The organism is Actinomadura atramentaria DSM 43919 (genome assembly GCF_000381885.1).
GTDB lineage: Bacteria > Actinomycetota > Actinomycetes > Streptosporangiales > Streptosporangiaceae > Spirillospora > Spirillospora atramentaria.
This window is the reverse complement of the sequence record NZ_KB907209.1, coordinates 328,221-353,988: the sequence shown is the minus strand read 5'-3', so window position 1 is coordinate 353,988 and position 25,768 is coordinate 328,221. Positions and strand designations below refer to the sequence as shown.

Genomic DNA, 25,768 nt, shown 5'->3' with positions numbered 1-25,768 from the left:
GGCACCCCTCCGGCCGACCGTATCGCCGTCGGCCCCGGCGACGCTGCCGATCCCGCCACCCTTGTCGCCCCGGGGCCACGGCTCAAGTACGGTGCTTCCATGTCCGAAATCGTGTACCCGCCGGTGATCAAGACCGCGCTCGCCCTGTTCAAGGCGCTGAACCTGAAGTTCCGCCTGGAGGGGACCGAGCACGTCCCGGCGACCGGCGGCGCGGTGCTGGTGAGCAACCACGTCAGCTACCTGGACTTCATCTTCGCGGGCCTCGCCGTCCACCCCGCCGGGCGGCTCGCCCGGTTCATGGCGAAGAAGGAGATCTTCGACAACCGGATCGCCGGGCCGCTCATGCGCGGGATGCATCACATCCCCGTCGACCGCGAGGCCGGGGCGGCGTCGTACAAGGCCGCGCTCACCGCGCTGAAGGAGGGCGAGATCGTCGGCGTCTTCGCCGAGGCCACGATCTCCCAGTCGTTCACGGTCAAGGACATCAAGAGCGGCGCGGTCCGGATGGCCGTCGCGGGCAAGGTCCCGCTCGTCCCCATCGCGATCTGGGGTCCGCAGCGCATGTGGACCAAGGGCCGCAAGCGCCGCCTGCTGCAGCGCAACGTGCCGGTGACGATCCTCATCGGCGAGCCGATGCACCCGCAGCGCGGCGACGACTACGCCGCCGTCACCGAGGAGCTGCACCGCCGCATGTCGGCGCTGCTGGAGAAGGCGCAGCGCGAGTACCCCGAGGTCCCGACCGGCGACGACCGCTGGTGGCAGCCCGCCTACCTCGGCGGCACCGCCCCGACGCCGGAGGAGGCCGCCGAGATGGACCGGCGCGAGGCCGAGGAGCGCGCCGCCCGCCGCGCCGCCCGCGCGGCCGCCGCCGAGCCCGAGCGGCGCGAGGGTGACGCCGCCTGAGCGGGGATAAACCGGTGGACGCCGCATTCGTCCCGCCTCGATCATCGAACCCATGACCGAACGCCCACGGGAGATCCTGCACTTGGTGGAAGCGCCGGAGGTCGCGACGGCGTCCGGCGCCGACCTCACGCTGCCGGTGATCCTCAGCGTCGACGACACCTGCTCGCCCGCCGACGTCATGGGGATGCTGTCGATGCGCCCCTTCGCGTCCGGCGACCAGCCGTGGTCGCGGTCCGCCCGGCTGGAGCACGTCCGCGCCGAGGCGCCGCTGCGGCCCGCCGCCGGGCGGCTGCTGCGCTCGGCCCGCGACCGCGACCGCGAGACGGTCCTCGCCGAGGGCGACGGCTGGACGCTGATCGCCAGCCGCTGGAAGCACGGCAGCGCGCACGTCGCGGTGTCGGCGCGCAGCGAGGAGCTGGCCGAGGCGATCCTCGCGGAGTCCGTCCGCGACGCCAGCGACCCGCCCAAGACCGACGAGACCAACGTCGAGATGGGGTTCTGGCACATGGGCTCGCACGGGCCCGTCCGCACCGAGCGCGCGATCTCGTCCGACTCGTGGGCCGACATCCGGCGCAACTACACCGCGCCGGTCGCCGCCGCGCTCGACGACGTCATGGCGCTGCGCCGCGAGGACGTCGCGGGCCGCCTGCTGCTCCTGCACGGCCCGCCCGGCACCGGCAAGACCACCGCGCTGCGCGCCCTCGCCCGCGCGTGGGGGTCGTGGTGCCAGGCCGACTGCGTCCTGGACCCCGAGTCCCTGTTCGGCACGCCCAGCTACCTGATGGAGGTCGCCGTCGGCGAGGACGACGACGAGGAGCGCCGCTGGCGGCTGCTCATCCTGGAGGACTGCGACGAGCTGATCCGCGGCGAGGCCAAGCAGTCCACCGGGCAGGGGCTGTCCCGGCTGCTGAACCTCACCGACGGGATGCTCGGGCAGGGCCGCGACGTCCTCGTCGCGATCACCACGAACGAGGACCTGGCGCGGCTGCACCCGGCCGTCGTCCGCCCCGGCCGCTGCCTCGCGCAGATCGAGGTGGGGCCGCTCACCCGCGCCGAGTCCGTCGCCTGGCTGGACGGCGCCGCCGCCGAGGCCGACATCGGCCCGGAGGGCGCGACCCTCGCCGAACTCGCGGCCCTCCGCAAGGGCGAGCAGAGCACCCGCCAGGAGCCCGCCGAGAAACCGGCGACCGGGTTCTACCTGTAACCGCCCGGGAACCGCGCACCCGGTGCGCACCCGCGCGGGAGTGCGCCCGCCGGGTACCGCCGCGCTCGCACGGGATGCGCGCCCACGCGCGCCCGCACGGACGCGAGCCGTTGGGCGAGCGGCCGGACGGGTCGCTCTGACCCGCGGCCGGACGTCCGCGAGCGACCGGGCGAGCGGCCGGCCGGGCGAGCCGACGGGCGGGTCTCAGCCGCGTGTTCGGGGGCCGTCGCAGACGCGTTCGAACAGGGCGCGGTAGGCGCGGCGGAGGGCCGGGAGGTCGTGGGCCGGTTCGGCGAAGGGCGCGCGGAGGTCGAGCGGGTCCGGGCCGTCCGGGGCGGGGACGGTGCAGCGCAGCCACATGCCGTGCCGGTCGAGGCCGAGCGGGCGGACGACGGGCGCCGGGTCGCCGAGGTCCGGCAGCAGCCGGGCCAGTTCGGCGCGGTGGCAGGCGTCGAGGTGGCCGAGGACGCCCGCCTCGATCGCGACGAACGGGTCGGGGCAGGCCGCGGCGTACTCCTCGGGTTCGAGCGTCGCGCTCCCCCACGGGTCGTCGATCTCGATCTGCGCGGGCTCCAGCGCGAGGATCACCCACTCGGGCTCGGCGGTGCCCTCGCGACGGGCGAGGTCGAGCAGTTCGGGACGCGGGTGGAGGCGTGCGATGCGCAGCGCTGCGGCGCGCCGCCTCTCCGGCGGGACCTCGGTGATCCAGCCGTGCAGCCACGCGCGGCCGCGCACGCGGTCGGCGAACGGGACGGGCGCGACGTCGGAGATCCGCAGCGTCGCGGGCAGGTCCTCGCGGCCGACGAGCGCGGCGGCGACGGGCAGGAGCAGCAGCGGCTCGCCCTGCTCGCCGGTGATGTGCGCGGGCACCGGCGCGTAGGGCACGCCCGGGGTGACGAGGACGCCGCCGGCGACGCCGTAGGCGAGGGTGCGCGCGCGTTCGGCCGGGGCCGGTCCGTTCACGGTCCGCTGCTGGCCCACCGGGCTCCTCCTTGCTAGGTTAGGCTTACCTAAGTAAGGATTACCTAACCACCGAAGGACGCCCATGAACAACCCCCGCCCCAAGGTCCGCCTGTCGCGGGCGCTCGGCATTCCGCTGACGCCCAAGAGCGTGAAGTACTTCGAGGCGCGCCCGTACCCGCCGGGCGTCCACGGCCGCGCGCGCAAGCAGGAGTCGGACTACAAGCTGCGGCTGCGCGAGAAGCAGCGGCTGCGCGCGCAGTACAACATCCGCGAGGCGCAGCTCGCGAACGCGTTCGCGAAGGCCGCCAAGGCGGGGGGCAAGACGGGCGAGACGCTGCTGGTGGACCTGGAGCGCCGGCTGGACGCGCTCGTCCTGCGCGCGGGCTTCGCCCGGACGATCTACCAGGCGCGGCAGTTCGTCGTCCACCGCCACATCCTGGTCAACGGCCGTCGCGTGGACCGCCCGTCCTACCGCCTGCGCCCCGGCGACGTCATCACGGTCGCCGAGCGCAGCCGGACGATGGAGCCGTTCCAGATCGCCGCGACCGGCGTCCACGCCGAGAACGTCCCGCCCTACCTCGACATGCGCGCCGAGGCCCTGGCCGCCCAGTTCGTCCGCCTCCCCGAGCGCCGCGAGATCCCGATCGTCTGCGACGAGCAGCTCGTGGTCGAGCACTACTCCCGCTGACGGAACCCGAGGACTCCTGAACCGGACCCGAGAACACCCGACAGCCCCGCCACCGCTCTCCCGGCCGCCGCCTCCGCGCCCGGGAGAGCTCCTTTTCAACGGGCGACCAAGCCGCCGCGCCACCCCTCGCCCCAACGACACACGCGCACGAACCCGGGAGCCCTTCTTCGACGGCGATGCGGGGCTCCGCGCACTCGCACGGCCGCGAGCCGCCAGGCGAGCGGCCGGGCGACCCGCTTTCCGGGGCTCGACCCTCCGCGAGCCGCGCGTTAGTATCAACCTAGCGATTGCTTGGCTGTCGGACGGAGGGTGTCCCCCGTGATCGTTTTCCACCCCATGACCAGGAACATCGGCGCCGAGGTCGAGGGCGTCGACCTCCGGGAGCCGCTGCCGGAGGAGCAGGTCCAGCGCATCCGGGCGGGCCTGCTGGAGCACCAGGTGCTGTTCTTCCGCGAGCAGCACATCTCCGACGAGCAGCACGTGGCGTTCGCGAAGCAGTTCGGGACGGCGAACCTGCCGCCGATGGACACGAGCGGCAGCGCCGTCCACGTCCTGGACCAGACCGACCCCAAGGGCGAGGGCGGCGACCAGTGGCACAGCGACAACACGTTCATGACGACGCCGCCGATGGGGTCGCTGCTGCGCGCCGTGATGCTGCCGGACGTCGGCGGGGACACGCTGTGGGCCAACATGTACCTGGTGTACGAGTCGCTGGCCCCGTGGCTGCGGCGGCTGTGCGACGAGCTGTACGCCGAGCACGACCTGACGATGTCGGTGAGCAAGGCCATCGACAAGGGCCACCGCCTGGACCTGCGCGACATGCAGGAGAAGAACCCGCCGGTCGTCCACCCGGTGGTGCGCGTCCACCCGGAGACGGGCCGCAAGGCGCTGTTCGTGAACCGCTCGTCGGTGACGCGGCTGATCGGCCTGTCCCGCCGGGAGAACGAGGCGATCCTGCCGCTGCTGTTCGACGCGGTCCGCGACCCGCAGTTCCAGGTGCGGCTGAAGTGGCGCGTCGGAACGCTGGCGTTCTGGGACAACCGCCCGACGCAGCACTACGCCGTCGCGGACTACACGCAGCGCCGCAAGATGCACCGGGTGACGGTCAACTGCCCGGCGGCGATCGACGACGGCGTCCCGAAGGGCCCGAACGGCGTGACGGGCGCGGACGCGCCCGCCGAGGCCGCCGCCGCCCGCTACCTGTGACCCGGCGGGGCCGGGGCGCCCGGCCCCGCCGGTCCGTCAGCCGGCGTGCCGGTGCGGGGCGAGCGCGCGGAACCCGCCCGCGAGCCGGTCCCCGTCCGCGCCGCGCGCCCGGTACTCCACGACCGCGCCGCCCGCGAGCCACACGGTGACGGCCCGCTCGCCCGCGTACGGCTGCTCACGGAGGCCCGCGATCTGCTGGACGGCGATGAACGCGCCCTTCGCCTTACCGCGCCGCCGCAGCGAGCCCAGCCAGCGCCGGTAGCCGGGGATCAGCAGCAGCGGCAGTGTGAGGACCATGACGCCGAGCACGATCCACCCGACGATCTCCCCGAGGACGGCCAGCAGCAGGCCGAACAGCAGGTAGGCGACGAGCGCCCCGAGCGGCAGCCCGGCCAGCGCGATCTGCCGGTCGCTGAGGCCGCAGTCCTCCATGACCGGAATTCCGAGCTGCGCGTAGAGCAGGCCGCCGATGATGAGGACCGCGACGGCGACAAGGACTTTCCTCGTGCTGTAACACCAGCTCAGGCGTCGTTCGGTCGCGTCGAGGAAACTCTCCCGCCGCACCGTGAACCCGCCCGGCCCGAATGTGAGGTCGACTCGTCCACCGGGATTCGCGTTGACCGCGCGAATCATCGTCATCGGCGTCCTTTCTCCGGGGTTTCGGGGATTAGGACGCCGGGCGCGCGACGGCGGTTCAGCGCAGGGCGCGGGCGGCGAGCACGATGCCGTCCTCGTCGCTGTAAAGCCAGTCGCCGGGACGGAACTCGACGCCGCCGAACTCGACGGGGACGTCCATCGCGCCCGCGCCGTCCTTGGCGCTCTTGCGCGGGTTGGAGCCGAGCGCCTTGATGCCGAGGTCCAGCGTGCGCAGCGTCGCGACGTCGCGGACGACGCCGTTGATGACGACCCCGGCCCACCCGTTCTCGACCGCCGCCGCGGCGATGAGGTCGCCCATCAGCGCCGATCCGGTGGAGCCCGCCCCGTCCACGACGAGGACGCGGCCCTCGCCGGGCGTGTTCAGCCGCTTCTTCACCAGGCCGTTGTCGCGGAAGCAGCGCACGGTCGCGATCGGCCCGGCGAACGCGGTGCGCGCGCCGAACTGGCGGAACTGCGTCTCGCAGCTCCGCAGTTCGTCGCCGAAGTCGTCGATGAGGTCAGCGGTCGCGAAGGAGGTCATGACGCTCAGCCTACCGATCGGTAACCCGCTATTCGCCGGGGGTCGGCGGGACGCCCTGCCAGACGGTCAGGTCGAACGTGAGGTAGCTCTTCGGCTCGGTGCCGGTGCCGGTGATCTCCAGGAGTCCGACCAGTCCGCTCCCGGTGGTCACACAGATCTTCTTGCCTTTTATCAGGAACTCCGAATCCAGCATGCCGGTGTAACGGGTCTCGTCGCGGCATGCCTCGTACGTTCCGGCAACGCCCGGCGGAAGCACGGCGATCTGGTCCCCGTACAGGTACGACCCGTCGTAACTGGCGTCGAAGTCCCCGCCGGCATTCGGCTTCGGATGCTTGGGGTCCTCGGTGAAGGAGATCGCGTAACCGCTCGTCAGATTGATGCCCGTGTACTTACCGAGTTCGCCGCCGACGCCGCCCGGCGCGGACGTCGCGTCCGGCGAGGCGGCCTGCGTACCGCCCGGCGCGCCGCGCATCGCGGGGCCGGACGTCTCGGCGGTCGCGGGCGCGGGCGTCCCGCCCGCCGGGTTCCGGTCGCCGCGCGCCGCCCCGCCCGACCCGCCGCCGGACTCCCACGGCCGCAGCGCCACCAGCGTCACGCCGAGCACGACGATGACGACGGCCGCCGCCGCGAGCGCCAGCAGCAGCACCCGGATCGCCGTCCCCGACGGCGCGGCCGGGGCCGGGGCGGGCGGCGCGGCGGGCGCGACCGGGTCGAAGCCCGGCCCGCTCGTCGGCGGGCCCATCGGCCGGGGCGGGTCGGCGGAGTAGGCGGGCAGCCGCCGCGTGACGTCCTCCGGGAGCCAGTCCGCGCCCGTCCGCCCGGCGTCCTCGCCCAGCTCGTCCAGGATCTCGCGGGGCGACGGGCGCTCGCCGGGGTCCTTGTTCAGGCAGCGTTCCAGCAGGCCGCGCAGCGACTCCGGGCAGCCCTCCAGGTCCGGTTCCCCGTGGACGATCCGGAACAGCACCGCCTCGGCGGGCCCGTCCCCGAACGGCGTGCGGCCCGTCGCGGCGAACAGGACGACGCCCGCGAGCGCGAACACGTCGATCGCCGGGGTCGCGGACCGGCCGAGCGCCTGCTCGGGGGCCATGTACTGCGGCGACCCGATCCGCATCCCCGTCCGCGTCAGCGGCGTGGTGTCGGCGGCGCGCGCGATGCCGAAGTCGATGACGCGCGGCCCGTCCGGCGCGAGCAGCACGTTCGACGGCTTGAGGTCCCGGTGGACGACCCCCGCCGCGTGGACCGCGACCAGCGCCTCCGCGACGCCCGCGCACACCGCGCGGACGCTGTCCTCCGGCAGCGGCCCCAATTCCACGACGGTCTGCGCGAGCGACGGCCCCGGCACGTGCGCGGTCGCCAGCCACGGCTGCGGCGCGTCGGCGTCGGCGTCCACGACGGGCGCGGTCCGGTGGCTCTGCACCCGCTGCGCCGCCGCGATCTCCTGCTGGAACCGCCGCCGGAACTCGGGGTCCTCGGCGAACTCGGCGCGGACGACCTTCACCGCGAGCTTGCGCCCGCTCTGCGTCGCCGCGAGGTACACGCGGCCCATCCCGCCCGCGCCGACGCGGGCCAGTATCCGGTAGCCGCCGATCGCCGGCGGGTCGCCGGGGGACAGCGGCTCGTACACCGGAACCGTCGCTGGCATGGGGCCTCCAAGGGGGTCGCGGCCCCCGTTTTTACCGGAGAATACGACGCTCTGCACGGATCGTGGGGTTCGTCCGTCAAGACGCGGCCAACATCGTCCCCGCGGTGCGTCGCCGCGCCCCCGGGGCGGGAAGGGGCGACCGTACGCTGAGGAGGCGGGCGGCCACCCCAAGCCCGCAGTCGGGAGGAGCACCGTGACCGAGGGCAGCCAGACCGGACCGGAGACCGAGCGCCTGCGGACCCTGTCCGAAGAGCACAGCGCGCACAACTACCATCCGCTGCCGGTCGTCATCGCCGAGGGCGACGGCGCGTTCGTCACCGACGTCGAGGGCCGCCGCTACCTCGACATGCTGTCGGCCTACTCGGCCGTCAACTTCGGGCACCGCAACCCGCGCCTCGTCGCGGCCGCGCGCGAGCAGCTCGACCGGGTGACGCTCGTCAGCCGCGCCTTCGACCACGACCAGTTCGGCCCGTTCTGCGCCGAACTGGCGGAGCTGTGCGGCAAGGACATGGTCCTGCCGATGAACACCGGCGCGGAGGCCGTCGAGACGGCACTGAAGACGGCCCGCAAGTGGGGTTACGAGGTCAAGGGCGTGCCCGCCGACGAGGCGAACATCGTCACGTTCGTCGGCAACTTCCACGGGCGGACGACGACGATCGTCAGCTTCTCCACCGACCCGGTCGCCAAGGCGTCCTACGGGCCGTACACGCCCGGGTTCCGGACCGTTCCCTACGGCGACGAGGACGCGCTGCGCGGCGCCGTCGACGGCTCAACCGTCGGCGTGCTCGTCGAGCCCATCCAGGGCGAGGCGGGCGTCGTCGTGCCGCCGCCCGGCTACCTGCGCGCCGTCCGCGACCTCTGCACCGAGCACGGCGCGCTGATGCTCGCCGACGAGGTCCAGACGGGCCTCGGCCGCACCGGCACGACGTTCGCGTGCGAGCACGAGGACGTCGTCCCGGACGTCTACATCCTCGGCAAAGCCCTCGGCGGCGGCATCGTCCCGGTCTCCGCGATCGTCGCGGACGCCGACGTGCTCGGCGTCTTCAAACCCGGCGAACACGGCTCGACGTTCGGCGGCAACCCGCTCGCCTGCGCCGTCGCCCGCGAAGTCATCGCCATGCTCAACACCGGCGAGTACCAGGCCCGCTCCCGCGAACTGGGCGCCTACCTGCACGAACGGCTCCACGCCCTCGACACCGACACGATCCGCGAGATCCGCGGCCGCGGCCTGTGGGCCGGCATCGAACTCAACGGCCTCGCCCGCCCCGTCAGCGAACGCCTCATGGACCTCGGCGTCCTCGCCAAAGAGACCCACGACACCACGCTGCGCCTCGCCCCGCCCCTGGTCATCGAGAAGAAGGACCTGGAGTGGGCTTTGGACCGGTTGCAGAAGGCTCTATAGCTTGTGGGGGGGCGACCCCCCACGCCCCCCGCGGCGCGAAGCGCCGCATCCTCGCTCCGCTGGCGCTCCGCTGCGGTGCGACCCTTCGCGCTGCGCGCGCCCGGCCGCTCGCCTGGCGGCTCGCGGCCGTGCGCCCGCGGGCAACCCCCCGTGGTCTCCGTCGTTGTTCGCGTGTAGACCCCCGGTGGCTCGCGGCCGTGCGCGCGGGGCACCCCTGTGGTTCCCGTCCTTGTTCGGGTGTAGACCCCGGTGCTCGCGGCCGTGCGCGTGGGGGCATCCCCGTGATTTCCGTCGTTGTTCGGGTGTAGACCCCCGGTGGCCCGCGGGTCATCCGTGGCGTGGGAACCCCGCCGTGGGTCGTGGTCGGGCGTCCGGGGGTCGTCCGCCTTCGTCGCTGCGGGTGGGTCGGTGGGTGCGGCCCGGCGGCTCGTGGGGTTCGTGTGTGGGCGCTGTGGCGCTCTGGCCTGGGCGGAAGAGATTCGGGGCGGCCGTTGTTGGGGCTTCGGCGCGTCGTGACATATATCAATATGACGGAGACGGTCCGGATGGATTAGTCTAAACAGATCAGTCCGAACCGATGAGAGAGGTGGCCCTGATGGGCCGGCCCCTGACTCCCCTGGCGCTGACGGTCCTGCGGATGCTCTGCGACGAGCCGATGCACCCGTACCAGATGCAGCAGCGCATCCGGGACCACCACTACGACGCCGCCGTGAAGATCACGCACGGCGCGCTCTACCACTGGGTGGAGCGGCTGGCGACCGCCGGGCTCATCGAGCCCGTCGAGACCAGCCGCGACGGCCGGCGGCCGGAGCGCACCGTGTACGCCGTCACCGACGCGGGCCGCGACGCCGCGCAGCTCCGGATGGCCGAGCTGATCGCCCGGCCGTCCGAGGAGTACCCGCTGTTCGGGACGGCGCTGGCGTTCGTCAACCTGCTGCCCGAGCAGGAGGTGGCCCGGCTGCTGCGCTCCCGCGTCGTCGCGCTGGAAGCGTCGCTGGCGGCGCACGAGTCCGTCCAGGGCGCGCACGGCCGGCGGAAGCTCGAACGCTACAAGCTGCTCGACCACGAGCTGACGATCGCGCAGCTCCGCACCGAGCTGGAGTTCTGCCGCTCGCTGGCCGGCGACCTGGAGTCCGGCCGCCTCACCTTCGCCGACGAGCCGGACGGCGACCCGCCCGGCCCCGCCGGCCGCTCCCCCGAAACCCCCCTCACCGAGGAGTCATCATGACGAGATGGCGCGGGAACCCCTGGGCGATCCTGATCACCCTGTCCCTCGGGTTCTTCATGACGCTGCTCGACCTGACGATCGTGAACATCGCGATCCCGAGCATGACCGACAAGCTGCACGCGTCCCTGGACGAGATCCTGTGGGTCGGCAACGCCTACATCCTCGTGCTGGCCGTGCTGCTGATCACCGCGGGCCGCCTCGGCGACCTGTGGGGCAAGAAGAACCTGTTCGTCGCCGGTGTCGCGCTGTTCACGCTGGCGAGCCTCGCCTGCGGGATCTCGCAGGACCCGACGCAGCTCATCATCGCCCGCGCGGTCCAGGGCCTGGGCGCCGCGCTGCTGATGCCGCAGACGATGTCGATCATCATCGCGACGTTCCCCGCCGAGAAGCGCGGCGCGGCGCTCGGCATCTGGGGCGGCGTGGCGGGCGTGTCCACCGTCGCCGGGCCGACGATCGGCGGCCTGCTGGTGAGCTGGCTCGACTGGCGGTGGATCTTCTTCGTCAACCTGCCCATCGGCATCATCGTGCTGGCGATGGCGCTGCCGATCCTGCCCGCGCACGTCAAGGGCGCGAAGCACAAGTTCGACATCACCGGCGTCGCGCTGGCGACGCTCGCGCTGTTCTGCCTCGTCTTCGCGCTCACCGAGGGCCAGAAGTTCGACTGGAACACCGGCATCTGGTCGCTGATCGGCGCGGCGGCCGTGCTGTTCGTGCTGTTCCTCGTCCAGCAGCGGCGGCGGCAGGACAACGAGCCGCTGGTCCCGTTCTCGCTGTTCGCCGACCGCAACTTCTCGATCCTCAACTTCGTCGGCGCGGTCGTGTCGGTCGGCATGGTCGGCATGTTCCTGCCGATGACGTTCTACCTGCAGTCGGTTCTCGGGCACAGCGCGCTCGAGGCGGGCCTGATCATGGCGCCGTCGTCGCTGGTGTCGATGGTCCTCGCGCCGATCGCCGGGAAGCTGTCCGACCGGATCGGCGGCCGGTTCATCCTCATGGGCGGGCTGTTCCTGTACGGCGTCGCGATGGTGTGGATCGTTTCGATCGCGCACGCCGACACGTCCTGGACGAGCTTCCTCGGCCCGTTCATCCTGATGGGCCTCGGCGTCGGCGGCGTGTTCGCGCCGATGGCGACGGAGGCGACGCGGTACGTCCCGCCGCGCCTCGCGGGCGCCGCGTCCGGCGTCAACAACACCATCCGGCAGGTCGGGTCCGTGCTGGGCAGCGCGGCGGTCGGCGCGGTGCTGCAGAACCAGCTCGCGTCCTCGCTGCGGGACGAGGCCGCCAAGCGCGCCGCCGAGCTGCCCGCGAAGTACCAGGGGCCGTTCACGCAGTCCATCGCCGAGCAGGCCAAGGGCGGCCTGGAGGTCGGCGCGGCCAACCACACGGCGTCGCTCCCGCCCGGGACGCCGCCGGACGTCGCCGGGAAGATCCACGAGCTGGGCGGCCAGGTCTTCGCGCACGGGTTCACCGACGCGATGGGCCCGACGATGCTGCTCCCGATCGTGCTGATCTTCCTCGGGTCCGCCGCGTGCCTCGGGGTGAAGGCGTACCACGCCGCCACCGGGAACGGCGCGCCGACGGCCGAGAGCGCGCCGGAGCCGCAGCAGGCGCACTGAGCGCCCGCGAACCGGCTCGAACGGGCGCCGAACCGGTTCAAGGCGAGGGCCCCGACGCACACCGCGTCGGGGCCCTTTCCTTGTCCGCTACTCCGCGGGGCCGCGCCGGTCCGCGCCCGCCGTCAGCCACGACCCGGACGGACGGCCCGGCGGGCACAGGACCAGGATCAGCAGCGGCGCGAAGCACACTGCGAGCACACCGCCCACCATGTAGACGTAGCCCGGCAGGTTGCCGAGGATGAGCAGGTCCCCCTCGGGCCGCTGTTGCGACAGCATCAGCGTCACCGCCGCCCACGCCAGGCCCGGCAGCAGCGCGCCCGCCCACGAGCGCATCCCGAACCCCGCCGCCAGCAGCAGCGCGAACAGGACCGCGACCGCCGCCAGCGCGGGCGCGACCGCCGGGGCGACCGGCCAGTCCTGCACGGCCGCGCCGAACGCGCCCGCGACCGCCCCGAGCAGCGTCAGGACGGCGTAGGCCGCGCCGGTCACCACCGCGTCCGCCCGCTCGCTCCGCTCCGTCGGCGCACCCGGGCCGGGCGCGGGACCGGGCGGGGTGGCGGGCTCGTCTTCGATCGGCACGGAGGTCAGGGTAGTGGCCGCCGGATCACGCGGGGTGCGCGGCGGGCTCGGCGGGCTCGGCGAACAGGTCCGTCTCCCGGCCGGACGGCGGCGCGCCCGGACCCGGGACGCCCTCCAGCAGGATGTAGTACTCCGTGCCGAACGCCTGCTGACCGAGGTTGTTCGACAGCGCGAAGAACGGGCCCGCGTCCGGCGGGGCCACCGTGATCTGCGTCCGGTGCGCCCGCAGCGCCGCGAGCTTGGCGGGCAGGTGGGCGCGCGCGTCGATCGCCGTCGTCACCAGGTCGTCCGGGACGCCCGAGCCCAGCTCGTCCAGCCCCGCCACCCGCGCGAACGGCAGCTCCGCCTCCCGCATCACCGCGATGGCGCGGGCCAGGACCGTGCGCGGCGTCGCGTACGCGTACAGCTTCGCCGCCCGCCACGGCTCCCCGCCCCGCCCGAACGCCGGATCGGCCGCCAGCTCGAACGCGCGGCGCGTCACCCGGTGCGCCTGGATGTGATCGGGATGCCCGTAGTTGCCGCGCTCGTCGTACGTGACGACGACCTGCGGACGGACCTCGCGGATCACCACCGCCAGCTCGCCCGCCGCCTCGTCCACGTCCGCGCGCCAGAAACAACCCGGATCGTCGTTGCTCGGCGCGCCCATCATCCCCGAATCGCGCCACCGGCCCGGGCCGCCCAGATACCGGTGGTCCGACACCCCCAGCGCCTCGCACGCCGCCGCCAGCTCCCCGATCCGGTACTCCCCCAGCCGGTCCTCCGCGTCCGCGCCCAGATGCCGCAACTCGGGCGGAATGATCTCGCCCTCCTCACCCAGCGTGCAGGTGACCAGGCAGACGTGGGCGCCCAGCGCCGCGTACTTGGCCATGGTCGCCCCCGTCCCGATGGACTCGTCGTCCGGATGGGCGTGGACGAACAGGATGCGCGGCTCGGTCATGGGTTGAGGGTACTCAGGGCTCTATTGCGTGTGGGGGGACGACCCCCCACGCCTGTCACTGTGGGGGACGATCCCCCACACCCCCTGCGGCGCGAAGCGCCGCATCCTCGCTCCGCTGGCGCTCCGCTGCGGTGCGACCCTTCGCGCTGCGCGCGCCCGGCCGCTCGCCTGGCGGCTCGCGGCCGTGCGCGCGCGGGCAACCCCACATCCCGCAGTAGCCGCCGGTGTGCGGGTTCCTCGCGGCCGTGCGCCCACCGGGCAACCCCCCGTGGTTTCCCGCTCGGGCGGGTGTAGACCCCCTTCGGTCGCTGTTCGTTGCGGGGCGTTCTTGCTCGCTGCGCTCGCTTCGGCGGCCCCGCTACGGTCGCCGTCTTTTCTACGAGGGTTCTCGGCGGGTGCTGTTCGGTTCGTTGTTCTCGTCGTTCTCGTTGTTTTCTTTACGGGGTTGTGCCGCCGCCTTCGGCGCCGGTGCCGCCGCCGGAGCCTCCTGAGCCGCCGCCGCCCGAACCTCCGCCCGAGCCGCCGGTGCCTCCCGTTCCGCCCGAGCCGCCGTCGCCCGTGCCGCCGTCGCCGGAGCCGCCGCCCGTGTCGGGCGGGTTGGTGGTCGGCTCGGTCGGCGGGGCGGTGGTCGGGGGCTCCTCGCTGTGGGTCGGGGGCTCCTCCGAGCGCGTCGGCGGGGGCGTGTAGCGGTGCGTCGAGCGGGTCGGGGCCGGTTCGTCGGGGGTCTCGTCGTCCGTCGTCGCGGACTGCGAGGCGGGCGCCGGCGTGGGCTGGTCCTCGGGGTCCTTGTTGCCGGACTTCGCCAGCGCCACGCCGATGACCGCGAGGATCGCCAGCACCACGATCACGCCCGCGACGATCGGCCAGCGGGCCGGGCCGCCGCCCCCGCCCGTGTCGGCCCGCCGAGCGCCACCGCCGCCGCCGTAGTTCGCGGCGGGCGGGAGCGTCCCGGTGAAGTCTGCGGGCGCGACGCCGCGCGGCCCGCCCGGCTGCGTGGCCCGCGTCGGCTGCTGGACGCGCGTCCGGTCCGCCCCGCCGCCCGCGAGCTGCGAGCCCTCCGCGAGCAGCGCCGTGGCCTGCGCGGGATCGTCCATCCGGGTCTGCCCGGGCTGTCCCCCGCCGATCAGCGCCATCATGATCTGCTGCGCGCCGGGCCGCCGCGCCGGGTCCTTGACCAGGCACCCCGCGATGAGGCCCTGGAGGTCCGCCGGGACACCGTCCAGCGACGGCGGCTCGTTCATGACCCGGTTGATCACCGCGACGACGGTGTCCTCGCCGAACGGCGGCCGGGCCGTCGCGGCGTACACCATCGTCGCCGCCCACGCCCACACGTCCACGGCCTCGGTGAGCCGCTGCCCCTGGACCTGCTCGGGGGCCATGTAGGACGGCGTGCCGATCGCCTTGGTCGCCGCGGTCTGCCCGACGTCCAGCGCCCGCGCGATCCCGAAGTCGATCACGCGCGGCCCGTCCGGCGCCATGATCACGTTGTGCGGCTTGAAGTCGCGGTGGACGATGCCCGCCTGGTGGATCGCCACCAGCGCCGTCGCGGTGCCGATCGCGAGCCGGTCCAGGTCCGCCCCGGTGACCGGGCCGCGCTCGCTGACCAGCGCGTAGAGGGACGGGCCGGCCACGTACTCGCTGGCGATGTAGGGCTGGTCGCCCGCGACGTCGGCCTCCAGCACCTGCGCGGTGCAGAACCGGGCGACCTGCTTGGCGGCCTGCGCCTCGCGGACGAACCGGTTGCGGGCGTCGGCGTCCCCGGCGAGGTCGGCGCGCAGCAGCTTGATCGCCGCCTTGCCGCCGGCCGCGTCCACCCCGAGGTAGACGACGCCCTGACCGCCCTCGCCGAGCCGTTCCAGCACCTCGTACGACCCCAGCCGCCGGGGGTCTCCCGGCTGCAGTTCGGGCATGGGCTCTCCTTCGTCCACGTTCGGTCGGGCAGGGGGCGGCACGTGTCGGGGGAGGACTTCGAGCCTACGCGAGCGGGGCGCTCGTCCGGGACCGTTCGCCGTCCGGCCCGATTCAACCGGAACGAACCCCGGTGCGCATCCGCCTCCGGAAGCGGGCAGACTCCCACCATGAGCATCAGCTATCCACGGCAGAGCGCCCGCACGCGGCGGTTCACCCTCGGCGTCCCGCGCGCGTTCCAGATCGCGCCCGACGGCTCGCGGGTCGCCTTCCTGCGCACCCGTTCCGGGGACGACCCGGTGACCTGCCTGTGGACGCTCGATCCCCAGAGCGGCGAGGAGACACTCGTCGCCGATCCGGCGGCGCTGGACCTCCCGGGCGAGGCGAATCTGCCGCCCGAGGAACGCGCCCGCCGCGAGCGCGCCCGCGAGCAGGCGGGCGGCATCGTCGGCTACGCGACCGACCGCGAGCTGGCGGTCGCGGCGTTCACGCTGGCCGGGAAGCTGTTCGTCGCGGACCTCCGGACCGGCGCGGTGCGCGGGCTGCCCGCCGCCGAGCCGGTGTTCGACCCCCGGCCCGACCCGGCGGGACGCCGCGTCGCGTACGTGTCGGGACGGGCGCTGCGCGTCATCGAGCTGGACGGGACCGAGGACCGCGCCCTCGCCCAGCCCGAGAGCGACCAGATCTCCTACGGCCTCGCGGAGTTCATCGCCGCCGAGGAGATGCGCCGTTTCCGCGGTTTCTGGTGGTCCCCGGACGGCTCGGCGCTGCTCGTCGCGCGCGTGGACGAGACGCCCGTCCAGCGCTGGCACATCGCCGACCCCGCCAACCCCGACCGGCCCGCGACCGAGGTCGCCTACCCCGCCGCCGGGACGCCCAACGCCATCGTCTCCCTCGCCCTGGTCACGCTGGAGGGCCGCCGGACGGGCGTCGCGTGGGACCGCGGCCAGTACCCCTACGTCGTCACCGCGCTGTGGGACGCGCGCGGCCCCGCGATCGTCGTCCAGCCCCGCGACCAGCGCAGCCAGCGCGTCCTCGCGGTGGACGCGCTGAGCGGCGAGACGACGCTGCTGCACACCGAGCACGACCCGCGGTGGTCGGAGATCGTGCCCGGCGTCCCGGCGCGGACGTCCGGCGGCGAACTGGTGTGGATCACCGAGGACCACGCGACCGAGACGCGCCGGATCACGGTCGGCGGCAAACCCGTCACCCCGCCCGGCCTCCAGATCCGCGCGGTGCTCGGCGTGGACGGCGACGAGATCCTGTTCACCGCCTCCGAGGACCCCACCGAGATCCACGTCTGGGAGTACCGGCCGGACACCCTCACCCGCGTCACCGAGGGACGCGGCGTGTTCTCGGCCGTCCGCGCGGGCGGGATCACCGTCGTCGCCGGGTCGCGGCTGGACGCCGACGACGCGTCCGCCGAGGTCCGCGGCCCGCGCGGCGTCCACCCGGTCGCCTCGCACGCGCAGACGCCGGTGCTGACGCCGCGCGTGGAGCTGCTGGCCGCGGGCGAGCGGGAGCTGCGCACGGCCGTCGTGCTGCCGACCGGCTGGGAGCCGTCGCAGGGGCGGCTGCCGGTGCTGCTGGACCCCTACGGCGGCCCGCACGCGCAGCGCGTCCTGGCCGCGCGCCGCGCCTACCTGGAGGCGCAGTGGCTCGCCGACCAGGGCTTCGCCGTGGTGATCACCGACGGGCGCGGCACGCCCGGCCGGGGGCCGGGGTTCGAGCGCGCCGTCCAGGGCGACTTCGCCACGCCCGTCCTGGACGACCAGATCGCCGGGATGATGGAGGCGGCGCGGCGGCACCCCGGCGCGCTCGACCTGGACCGCGTCGGCATCCGCGGCTGGTCGTTCGGCGGCTGGCTGGCGGCGCTCGCCGTGCTGGCCCGGCCGGACGTGTTCCACGCGGGCATCGCGGGCGCGCCCGTCACCGACTGGCGCCTGTACGACACCCACTACACCGAGCGGTATCTGGGACATCCCGACGAGGAGCCCGAGGCGTACGCCGCGCAGTCCCTCATCGACCGCGCGGCCGACCTGGCGCGTCCGCTCATGCTCATCCACGGCCTCGCGGACGACAACGTCGTCGTGGCCCACACGCTGCGGCTCTCCGCGGCGCTGCTGGCGGCGGGCCGCCCGCACACCGTGCTGCCGCTGTCGGGCGTGACGCACATGACGCCGCAGGAGGAGGTCGCGGAGAACCTGCTCCTGGTCCAGGTGGACTTTCTGAAGCGCAATCTGGGCTAGGTTTCCGGCCCGTGTTACGGCCCGTCCGCAGGTGGGAAAACGGGTGTCCCGAGATGCGCGTCCGCGCGCCGAGACGCTAGGGTCGGGGACCGGAGCGATGATCGACTCCGCTCCCCGAGCCGGGTCCGGCGGCCGCCGCGCGCCCGGCGCGGACCCGCCCGCGAGCGGGTCCGGCCCGACGCCCGCGCGCCACTCGCCGACAGTCCGGAAACCATTCTGTGAGCACGCTCAGCCGACAGCCGCACCCGTCCGGTCCGCCGCCCGCCGCCGCCCGGCCGGGCCGGGCCGCCGGGTCGGGCCCCGGCGCGGACGCGGCCGTCGAACTGCTGCTGATCGGGGACGATCCCGCCGACGCGTTCCTGGTCGAGAACGCGCTCGCCGACAGCGGCCTGGACGTCCGGCTGACCGTCGCCCCGGACCTCGACGGCGCGCGCGGCCGCCTCACCCGCCGCACCCGGTGCATCCTGGTGGACCTGTCCGCCCCCGGCATCGACCGGATCGAGGCGCTGCGCGACGTCATCGCGCTGTCGGGCTCCACGGCCGTCGTCGTGCTCACCACCCAGGACGACCAGGACCTCGGCGTCCGCGCCGTCGCGACCGGCGCCGCCGACCACCTGGTCAAACAGGACGTGGACGGCCCGCTGCTGGCCCGCGCGATCCGCTACGCCATCGAGCGCAAGCGCGCCGAGGACACCGAGCGGCGGCTGGTGGAGGCCCGCATCCTCGGCCGCGAGAACGCGCGGCTGGAGCGCGGCCTGCTGCCCGTCCCGCTCATCGACGACCGGGTGCTGCGCCACCACACCCGCTACCGGCCGGGCCGCCGCCGCGCGCTGCTGGGCGGCGACTTCTACGACACCGTCCAGACCGGCGACGGCACCGTCCACCTCATGATCGGCGACGTGTGCGGGCACGGGCCGGACGAGGCGGCGCTGGGCGTGCAGCTCCGCATGGCGTGGCGGACGCTCGTCCTCGCCGGGCACACCGGCGACCAGCTCCTCGCGACGCTCGACACCGTCCTCGGCCACGAGCGCCGCAGCGAGGAGATCTTCACGACGCTCTGCCAGGTCACGGTCGCCCCGTCGCGCCGCACCGCGCGGATGCACCTGGCGGGGCACCCCGCGCCGCTGCTGTTCCGCGAGGGCCCGGACGGCGCGGTGGACGTCGCCGCGCTCCCCGACTACGCGCACGGCCCCGCGCTCGGCCTGGTGCCCGGCGCGGAGTGGCCGACCACCGACGTCGACCTCGGCGAGGCGTGGAGCCTGATGCTCTACACCGACGGCCTCATCGAGGGCCGCGTCGGCGCGGGCCCGGACCGGCTCGGCTCGGACGGCCTCGTCCGGCTGGCGCGCGCCGCCCGCGAGCGCGGCGCGACGGGCCGCGCCCTCATCGACGCGCTCGTCGCGGAGGTCGAGGAGCTGAACGGCGACGCCCTCACCGACGACCTCGCGGTGCTGCTGCTCTCCCACCGCGTGACCTCGGCGTGATCAGAACGTTCTCCCGGCGAAACCCCAGATAGGGGCAAGGTTCCACCGGGACATGTGAAGTCGATCACTCGCCGGGCTCGACGGGGCGTAGGAAAACGCCGTGCTGCACGGCTCATAGCCTCCGGCTATCGAAACGAGTGCTCTCATGACTTGGTGTTCTCGTACCCGCGCGACCTACCGTTCGGGCCGTGGCTATAGCGATACCCAAGGTCTATCGATCGACCGTCGGCAAGAAGGCCGTCATGGCGGTCAGCGGCGCGGTGCTGGTGCTCTTCCTCATCGGGCACATGGTCGGAAACCTCAAGATCTTCTTGGGCGCGGACGACTTCAACCACTACGCGCACTGGCTCCGCACGATGGGCGAGCCGGCCGTCCCCCGCCGGACGCTGCTGACGATCCTGGAGGTCGTCATCTCCGTCGCGGTCGTCCTGCACATCTGGTCGGCGGTCTCCCTCGGGAAGCGCGCCCGCGCGGCCCGCCCGGTCAAGTACCAGGCGCGCAAGAAGTCGCACGCGCAGGGATACGCCGTCCATACGATGCGCTACGGCGGCGTCATCATCCTGCTGTTCGTCATCTGGCACCTGCTGGACCTGACGTTCCTCGTGGTGAACCCGAAGGGCGACGGCTTCACGCCGTACGAGCGCGTCGTCGCCGACTTCGACGCGTCCCGCTGGTACATCACCGTCTGGTACGTCCTCGCGGTGCTGCTGGTCGGCCTGCACCTGCGCCACGGCGTCTGGAGCGCCTTCAACTCCCTCGGCTGGCGCACCCCCCGCAACGACCGCACGCTGCGCGGCCTGGCGTTCGCCGTCGCCGGGGTCGTCACCCTCGGGTTCGTCTCCGTGCCCCTCTCTGTCACGTTCGGATGGGTGAGCTGACCATGAGCGACACCTCCTTCTTCACGCAGGGCGACCCGATCGCCGACGCCAAGGCCCCCGGCGGCCCCATCGAGCAGCGGTGGACGACCCGCAAGTTCGAGGCCAAGCTGGTCAACCCGGCCAACAAGCGCAAGAAGACGATCATCATCATCGGGACGGGCCTGGCGGGCGGCTCCGCCGGCGCCACCCTCGGTGAGGCCGGGTACAAGGTCATCCAGTTCTGCTTCCAGGACAGCCCGCGCCGCGCCCACTCGATCGCCGCGCAGGGCGGCATCAACGCCGCGAAGAACTACCGCAACGACGGCGACAGCGTCCACCGGCTGTTCTACGACACGGTGAAGGGCGGCGACTACCGCTCGCGCGAGTCCAACGTCCACCGCCTCGCGGAGATCTCCACGCAGATCATCGACCAGTGCGTCGCGCAGGGCGTCCCGTTCGCCCGCGAGTACGGCGGCCTGCTCGACAACCGCTCGTTCGGCGGCGCGCAGGTCTCCCGGACGTTCTACGCCCGCGGGCAGACGGGCCAGCAGCTCCTCCTCGGCGCGTACCAGGCGCTGATGCGCCAGGTCGACGCCGGGAACGTCGAGCTGCACCCGCGCCACGAGATGCTCGACCTGATCATGGAGGACGGGCGGGCGCGCGGCGTCGTCGTCCGCAACCTGCTGAACGGCGAGATCAAGCACTACACCGCCGACGCGGTCGTGCTGGCCAGCGGCGGCTACGGCAACGTCTACTTCCTGTCGACGAACGCGATGGGCTCCAACGTCACCGCGACGTGGCGCGCCCACAAGCACGGGGCCTACTTCGCGAACCCCTGCTACACGCAGATCCACCCGACGTGCATCCCCGTCAGCGGCGACCACCAGTCCAAGCTGACGCTGATGTCGGAGTCCCTGCGCAACGACGGCCGCGTCTGGGTGCCGAAGAAGGCCGGCGACACCCGCCGCCCCGCCGACATCCCCGAGGACGAGCGCGACTACTACCTGGAGCGCATCTACCCGGCGTTCGGCAACCTGGTGCCGCGCGACATCGCGTCCCGCGCCGCCAAGAACGTCTGCGACGAGGGCCGCGGCGTCGGCCCCGGCGGGCTCGGCGTCTACCTGGACTTCTCCGGGGCGATCGAGCGGCTGGGCCGCAAGTCCATCGAGGCCAAGTACGGCAACCTGTTCGAGATGTACGAGCGGATCACGGGCGAGAACCCGTACGAGACGCCGATGCGCATCTACCCGGCCGTCCACTACACGATGGGCGGGCTGTGGGTCGACTACGACCTGTCGTCCAACATCCCGGGCCTGTTCGTGACGGGCGAGGCGAACTTCTCCGACCACGGGGCCAACCGGCTCGGCGCGTCCGCGCTGATGCAGGGCCTCGCGGACGGTTACTTCGTCCTGCCGAACACGATCGGCGACTACATCGCGCAGACCAAGCTCCCGCCGGTCGCCGAGTCGGCGATCACGGAGGCCGAGCAGCGCGTCCGCTCGCAGATCGAGACGTTCCTGTCGATCGACGGCGACCGCTCCGTGGACTCCTTCCACCGCGAACTCGGCCACATCATGTGGGAGTACTGCGGCATGGAGCGCACCGAGGAGGGCCTGAAGAAGGCGCTGGAGCTGATCCCCGCGCTCCGCAAGGAGTTCTGGGAGCGCGTCAAGGTCACGGGCAAGGGCGAGGAGCTGAACCAGCAGCTCGAGAAGGCGGGCCGCGTCGCGGACTTCCTGGAGCTGGCCGAGCTCATGGTGATCGACGCCCTGCACCGCACCGAGTCCTGCGGCGGCCACTTCCGCGCCGAGAGCCAGGACGAGGAGGGCGAGGCCAAGCGCGACGACGCGAACTTCTCCTACGTCGCCGCCTGGGAGTGGGCCGGGGAGGGCGAGAAGCCGATCCTCCACAAGGAAGCCCTCGAATTCGAATACGTTCACCCGACGCAGAGGTCGTACAAGTAAATGAAGCTCACACTGCGCGTCTGGCGGCAGAGCGGACCGGACGACAAGGGCAGGATGGTCGAGTATCCCGTCGACGGGATCTCGGAGGACGCGTCGTTCCTGGAGATGCTCGACGTCCTCAACGAGGAGCTGATCGCCAGGGGCGAGGAGCCCGTCGCGTTCGACCACGACTGCCGCGAGGGCATCTGCGGCATGTGCTCGCTGGTCATCAACGGGACGCCGCACGGCCCCGAGCGCAACACGACCACGTGCCAGCTCCACATGCGCAAGTTCAAGGACGGCGAGGTCATCGACGTCGAGCCGTGGCGCGCGAAGGCGTTCCCGGTCGTCAAGGACCTCGTGGTGGACCGCAGCGCGTTCGACCGGATCATCAAGTCCGGCGGCTACATCTCCGCGCCGACCGGCGCCGCGCCGGAGGCGCACTCGGTGCCCGTCCCCAAGCCGGACGCGGACCGCGCGTTCGAGGCGGCGGAGTGCATCGGCTGCGGCGCGTGCGTCGCGGCGTGCCCGAACGGGTCGGCGTCGCTGTTCCTCGGCGCGAAGGTCACCCACCTCGGCCTGCTGCCGCAGGGCCAGCCCGAGCGCTGGGACCGGGTCGTGTCGATGCTCGAGACGCACGACTCCGAGGGCTTCGGCGGCTGCACCAACACCGGGGAATGCACGGTGGCGTGCCCGAAGGGCATTCCGCTGGACGTCATCGGACGGCTGAACCACGACTACATCAAGGCCACCGCGGGCGGGGCCAAGAAGTAGCAATCCGGTATCAACCGGACAGACCGGGCGGTCCTTCGGGGCCGCCCGGCCTTCACCGTTCCAGCAGCGTCTCCACGCCCGCCGGGAGGCTGTCGGCCAGCGCCGCCTCCACCAGGAACGTCATCAGCGTGTCCTGGAACGCGCGCGCCGCATGCGTCAGGCTGACGTCCTTGCGGTGCGCGAGCGCGATCGTCCGCAGCAGCGACGGGTGCCCGCCCTCCCCGTCCCGCAGGACGAGCGGCGTGCCGCGCAGCATCGGCCGCCCCGCCAGCACCATGCTCGGCACGACCGCGATGCCGAGGCCCGCCTCGACGAACCGCAGCACGGCGTCCATCTCGCCGCCCTCCACCGCGAAGCGCGGCTCGAAGCCCTCCGCGCGGCACGCGCTGATCGTCGCCTCCCGCAGGTCGTAGCCGGAGCGGAACATCACCATCGGCCGGTTGCGCAGGTCCGCGATGCGCAGCGTCGCACGGCGGGGAACGCCGGTCGCCGGGCGGCGCGGCGGCATCCGCCCGCCCGGCGGCGCGGGCGCCGGCCGCTCGTCGGCCGCCACGGGCGACGCGACGACGAGCCGTTCCCGCAGGATCGGGGTCGTGTCCAGCGGCGGGTCGCCGTGCAGCGGCAGGATCACCAGCGCCAGGTCCAGCGAGCCGCGCGTCAGCTCCCGGACGAGGTCGCGCGAGCCGCCCTCCTCGACCAGGATCTCGATGCCCGCGTACGCGTCGTGGAAGCGGCGCAGCACGTCCCCGAGCAGCCCCGCGCACAGCGACGGCGTCGCGCCGAGCCGCACCCGGCCGCGCCGCAGCCCGGCGAGTTCCTGCACCTCGTGCCGCGCGGTGTCGACGTCGGCGAGGATGCGCTTGGCCAGCGGCAGCAGCGCCTCCCCGGCGGGCGTCAGCGTGATGTTGCCGCGCGCGCGGCTGAACAGCGACGCGCCCAGCTCGGTCTCCAGCGCGCGGATCTGCTTGGACAGCGAGGGCTGGGCGACGCGCAGCAGCTCGGCGGCCTGGGTGAAGTGCCGGACCTCGGCGACGGCCACGAAGTAGGCGAGCTGCTGCAACTGCACCCGACCCAGGTTACGGCGCGCCCGAAACGTGACCGGGCGCGGCCCTCGCCCCCACGTTCTGTCACGTTCCAGCGGACGCTCGCATTTCTTGTCACTCCCGGATGAAAGCGTGCGCCACCATCCTGAACTTTTCTCATGAAGTGCGCTAGATCACCAGGTGAGGCGGTCATTACGGTGAGCCGACCCGCCCACCCCTCTTTGGAGCCCGTATGAAGCGTGTGTTCCGCCGCGCCCGCGTCACGGCCGGCCTCGGCGCGCTGGCGCTGACCGCCGGTCTCGCCGCGACCGCCCCCGCCGCGAGCGCCGGCACCGGCTACCAGCCGAGCGCCGCCGACTTCGCGAACTGCCCGAAGCTGCCGTCCGGCGCCAGTTCCCTCCTGTGGAACTGCCTGGCCATCGTCATCACCGGCGGCGAGATGAAACTCGGCGGCCTGACGCAGCAGATCACCAAGCCCATCACCATTCCGGTGGCCGTGGGCCTCCAGGACTGGAAGATCCAGCTCCGCACGCCGGACGGCGGCTTCAGGAGCGACCCGCTGGACGTCCCCCCGGAGGCGCTGCCGCTGCCGCTGCCCGGCGTCACCGCGCAGGTCGAGCAGGCCGGCGACATCGCGCCCGGCAAGCTCCTCATCCCCGACGTGCTGCCGATCAAGATCAAGGTGAACAGCCTCCTGTTCGGCAACGACTGCTACATCGGGAGCGACGCCGAGCCGATCGCCCTCAAGCCGGGCCTCGGCGACCTCGGCCTCGCCACCGTGAACGGCCAGTTCGTCATCAAGACGACGATCAGCGACAAGACCTTCGCGGTCCCCGCCGCGAAGAACTGCAGCCTGCTGACGGGCGTCCTCAACAACCTCACGAAGCTCCCGAGCCCCTCCGGCGCCAACAGCGCGACGCTGAACACCGTGATCCGCGTCAAGAACTACGCCTTCGGCGAGGACACGAAGTCCTTCGCAAAAGACCAGGGAATCCACTGACCGACCCCAGCACGCGACCCGTCGACACGACGCGAATGCATTGACGACGGCCCCGACCGGAGTCCACGACCGACCAGCCAGCGGACACGTGCGGCTACACGCGAACGCGCGACCTGACGACCTCGACCACAGCGCGAGTGCGTTAACTGCCGGGCGGGGCGACGCCGGAGGCGAGCTTCGCCCGGCAGATCGCGAAGCGATGCCGCACTCGCACGCAGTCCAGGTAAGCCGCGAGCCGCCAGGCGAGCGGCTTGGCCTGGAGTGCAATTAACGCGCGTGTTTGCGTAGGGCTGCGAGGTCTCGGACGACGAAGCGGCGGCGGCCCGTCTCGATCAGCCCGTGCCGCCGCAGTGTGCCGAGGGCTTTGCTGACGGCTTCGCGGGACGCGCCGACCCAGCCCGCGAGTTCCTCCTGGGAGAGGTTGAGGGTGATGCGGACGCCCCGGCCGCCGGGCTCGCCGTCGGGGACGCCGAAGCGTTCCGCGAGTTCGACGAGCCGCTGCGCGACCCGCCCGGTGGCGTCGAACATGCCGAATTCGACGCGTTTGCGGTCGGCGTCGCGGAACCGCTCGGACAGCGTCCGCATGATGAGCACGGACGCCGCGCCGTGGGTGCGCAGGAACTCCATGAACTGGTCGCCGGTGAACGTCAGCAGCCGCACCGACTCCAGTGCCGCGACGGTCGCGGACCGGGGCTCCCCGTCGATGGCGGCGAGTTCGCCGAGCAGCGCGCCGGGCCCGCGCACGGCGAGCAGCGCCTCGCCGCCCTGCTCCCGGTCGGAGTACGCCTTCACCCGGCCGGCGGTGAGGACCGCGACCCAGGTGGACAGCTCCCCCTCGCGGAAGATCGTCTCGCCGCGCCGGAACGTGCGCGGGTGGCCGATCCGCTCCAGGTCGGCGCGGTCGTCCGGGGACAGTTCGGCGAGGAACGATCCCTTCTCGTAGGGGGGCATGGCACCACGCTAAG

22 protein-coding genes are annotated in these 25,768 nt (G+C 73.0%); 13 read left to right on the top strand and 9 right to left on the bottom strand.

Going from position 1 to position 25,768, the window contains the following annotated elements; translation table 11 throughout:
• Positions 1-99 precede the first annotated feature (99 nt).
• Both G339_RS0105590 and G339_RS0105585 read left to right on the top strand, forming a co-directional pair.
• On the top strand, positions 100-903 hold the full coding sequence (locus tag G339_RS0105590) for a lysophospholipid acyltransferase family protein (RefSeq protein WP_019630097.1): 804 nt from the start codon (positions 100-102) through the stop codon (positions 901-903).
• Between the two features lie 52 nt (positions 904-955).
• Positions 956-2,107, top strand: coding sequence for a DUF5925 domain-containing protein (locus G339_RS0105585; RefSeq protein ID WP_019630096.1), 1,152 nt, complete (start codon positions 956-958; stop codon positions 2,105-2,107).
• A 204-nt stretch (positions 2,108-2,311) separates the two neighbouring features.
• On the opposite strand, the gene G339_RS0105580 is transcribed toward G339_RS0105585, so the two are convergent.
• The gene (locus tag G339_RS0105580) at positions 2,312-3,088 is read right to left on the bottom strand and encodes a DUF2470 domain-containing protein (RefSeq protein WP_019630095.1); all 777 of its coding nucleotides are present in this window, start codon (positions 3,086-3,088) and stop codon (positions 2,312-2,314) included.
• A 64-nt stretch (positions 3,089-3,152) separates the two neighbouring features.
• Between G339_RS0105580 and rpsD the strand changes: the two genes are divergently transcribed.
• A complete protein-coding gene (rpsD, locus tag G339_RS0105575; protein ID WP_019630094.1) occupies positions 3,153-3,758 on the top strand; it encodes a 30S ribosomal protein S4 in 606 nt (201 codons plus the stop codon).
• 318 nt (positions 3,759-4,076) lie between these two features.
• Positions 4,077-4,964 (top strand): TauD/TfdA dioxygenase family protein, encoded by an 888-nt coding sequence (locus G339_RS0105570; RefSeq protein ID WP_019630093.1) that lies wholly within the window; start codon positions 4,077-4,079, stop codon positions 4,962-4,964.
• 36 nt (positions 4,965-5,000) lie between these two features.
• On the opposite strand, the gene G339_RS0105565 is transcribed toward G339_RS0105570, so the two are convergent.
• From G339_RS0105565 to G339_RS0105555, 3 genes are read right to left on the bottom strand one after another with little or no spacing between them, the layout of a single operon-like run.
• Complete coding sequence (locus G339_RS0105565) at positions 5,001-5,603, bottom strand: hypothetical protein (RefSeq protein ID WP_019630092.1); 603 nt, start codon at positions 5,601-5,603, stop codon at positions 5,001-5,003.
• A gap of 55 nt (positions 5,604-5,658) precedes the next feature.
• Positions 5,659-6,141 carry a ribonuclease E activity regulator RraA gene (gene rraA / locus G339_RS0105560; RefSeq protein WP_019630091.1) on the bottom strand — a complete coding sequence of 161 codons (483 nt, stop codon included), beginning with the start codon at positions 6,139-6,141 and terminating at the stop codon, positions 5,659-5,661.
• Between the two features lie 28 nt (positions 6,142-6,169).
• On the bottom strand, positions 6,170-7,783 hold the full coding sequence (locus G339_RS0105555) for a serine/threonine-protein kinase (RefSeq protein WP_026341164.1): 1,614 nt from the start codon (positions 7,781-7,783) through the stop codon (positions 6,170-6,172).
• A 193-nt stretch (positions 7,784-7,976) separates the two neighbouring features.
• Here G339_RS0105555 and rocD point away from each other — a divergent pair, with 193 nt between their 5' ends.
• From rocD to G339_RS0105540, 3 genes are all read left to right on the top strand, one after another.
• The gene (gene rocD, locus G339_RS0105550; protein ID WP_019630089.1) at positions 7,977-9,185 is read left to right on the top strand and encodes an ornithine--oxo-acid transaminase; all 1,209 of its coding nucleotides are present in this window, start codon (positions 7,977-7,979) and stop codon (positions 9,183-9,185) included.
• Positions 9,186-9,780: 595 nt separating this feature from the next.
• A complete protein-coding gene (locus G339_RS32680; protein ID WP_051107777.1) occupies positions 9,781-10,413 on the top strand; it encodes a PadR family transcriptional regulator in 633 nt (210 codons plus the stop codon).
• The gene (locus G339_RS0105540) at positions 10,410-12,029 is read left to right on the top strand and encodes an MFS transporter (RefSeq protein ID WP_019630087.1); all 1,620 of its coding nucleotides are present in this window, start codon (positions 10,410-10,412) and stop codon (positions 12,027-12,029) included. The genes G339_RS32680 and G339_RS0105540 overlap by 4 nt, the downstream gene beginning before the upstream one ends.
• Before the next feature lie 87 nt (positions 12,030-12,116).
• Here the strand turns inward: G339_RS0105540 and G339_RS36450 are convergent, their stop codons facing one another.
• The 3 genes from G339_RS36450 to G339_RS36445 all read right to left on the bottom strand — a co-directional run bounded on the left by G339_RS36450 (position 12,117) and on the right by G339_RS36445 (position 15,455).
• Positions 12,117-12,608 (bottom strand): DUF6113 family protein, encoded by a 492-nt coding sequence (locus G339_RS36450; RefSeq protein WP_019630086.1) that lies wholly within the window; start codon positions 12,606-12,608, stop codon positions 12,117-12,119.
• A 25-nt stretch (positions 12,609-12,633) separates the two neighbouring features.
• Positions 12,634-13,545, bottom strand: coding sequence for an N-acetyl-1-D-myo-inositol-2-amino-2-deoxy-alpha-D-glucopyranoside deacetylase (mshB, locus tag G339_RS0105530; protein WP_019630085.1), 912 nt, complete (start codon positions 13,543-13,545; stop codon positions 12,634-12,636).
• Between the two features lie 437 nt (positions 13,546-13,982).
• Positions 13,983-15,455, bottom strand: a complete 1,473-nt coding sequence (locus G339_RS36445; RefSeq protein ID WP_084693120.1) for a serine/threonine-protein kinase — start codon at positions 15,453-15,455, stop codon at positions 13,983-13,985.
• A 168-nt stretch (positions 15,456-15,623) separates the two neighbouring features.
• On the opposite strand from G339_RS36445, the gene G339_RS0105520 reads away from it, so the two are divergent.
• From G339_RS0105520 to G339_RS0105500, 5 genes are all read left to right on the top strand, one after another.
• Positions 15,624-17,702 carry a S9 family peptidase gene (locus tag G339_RS0105520; protein ID WP_019630084.1) on the top strand — a complete coding sequence of 693 codons (2,079 nt, stop codon included), beginning with the start codon at positions 15,624-15,626 and terminating at the stop codon, positions 17,700-17,702.
• A gap of 218 nt (positions 17,703-17,920) precedes the next feature.
• On the top strand, positions 17,921-19,186 hold the full coding sequence (locus G339_RS0105515; RefSeq protein ID WP_019630083.1) for a PP2C family protein-serine/threonine phosphatase: 1,266 nt from the start codon (positions 17,921-17,923) through the stop codon (positions 19,184-19,186).
• 188 nt (positions 19,187-19,374) lie between these two features.
• Complete coding sequence (locus G339_RS0105510) at positions 19,375-20,064, top strand: succinate dehydrogenase cytochrome b subunit (RefSeq protein WP_026341162.1); 690 nt, start codon at positions 19,375-19,377, stop codon at positions 20,062-20,064.
• Between the two features lie 2 nt (positions 20,065-20,066).
• Entirely contained in the window at positions 20,067-22,007 is a 1,941-nt protein-coding gene (locus G339_RS0105505) for a fumarate reductase/succinate dehydrogenase flavoprotein subunit (protein WP_019630081.1), read from the top strand.
• Complete coding sequence (locus G339_RS0105500) at positions 22,008-22,760, top strand: succinate dehydrogenase/fumarate reductase iron-sulfur subunit (protein WP_019630080.1); 753 nt, start codon at positions 22,008-22,010, stop codon at positions 22,758-22,760.
• A 52-nt stretch (positions 22,761-22,812) separates the two neighbouring features.
• Here the strand turns inward: G339_RS0105500 and G339_RS0105495 are convergent, their stop codons facing one another.
• Positions 22,813-23,826, bottom strand: coding sequence for a LysR family transcriptional regulator (locus tag G339_RS0105495; protein WP_026341161.1), 1,014 nt, complete (start codon positions 23,824-23,826; stop codon positions 22,813-22,815).
• A gap of 209 nt (positions 23,827-24,035) precedes the next feature.
• On the opposite strand from G339_RS0105495, the gene G339_RS0105490 reads away from it, so the two are divergent.
• Complete coding sequence (locus tag G339_RS0105490) at positions 24,036-24,803, top strand: hypothetical protein (RefSeq protein WP_033322326.1); 768 nt, start codon at positions 24,036-24,038, stop codon at positions 24,801-24,803.
• Between the two features lie 267 nt (positions 24,804-25,070).
• Here the strand turns inward: G339_RS0105490 and G339_RS0105485 are convergent, their stop codons facing one another.
• Positions 25,071-25,754 carry a Crp/Fnr family transcriptional regulator gene (locus tag G339_RS0105485; protein ID WP_019630077.1) on the bottom strand — a complete coding sequence of 228 codons (684 nt, stop codon included), beginning with the start codon at positions 25,752-25,754 and terminating at the stop codon, positions 25,071-25,073.
• Positions 25,755-25,768 lie beyond the last annotated feature (14 nt).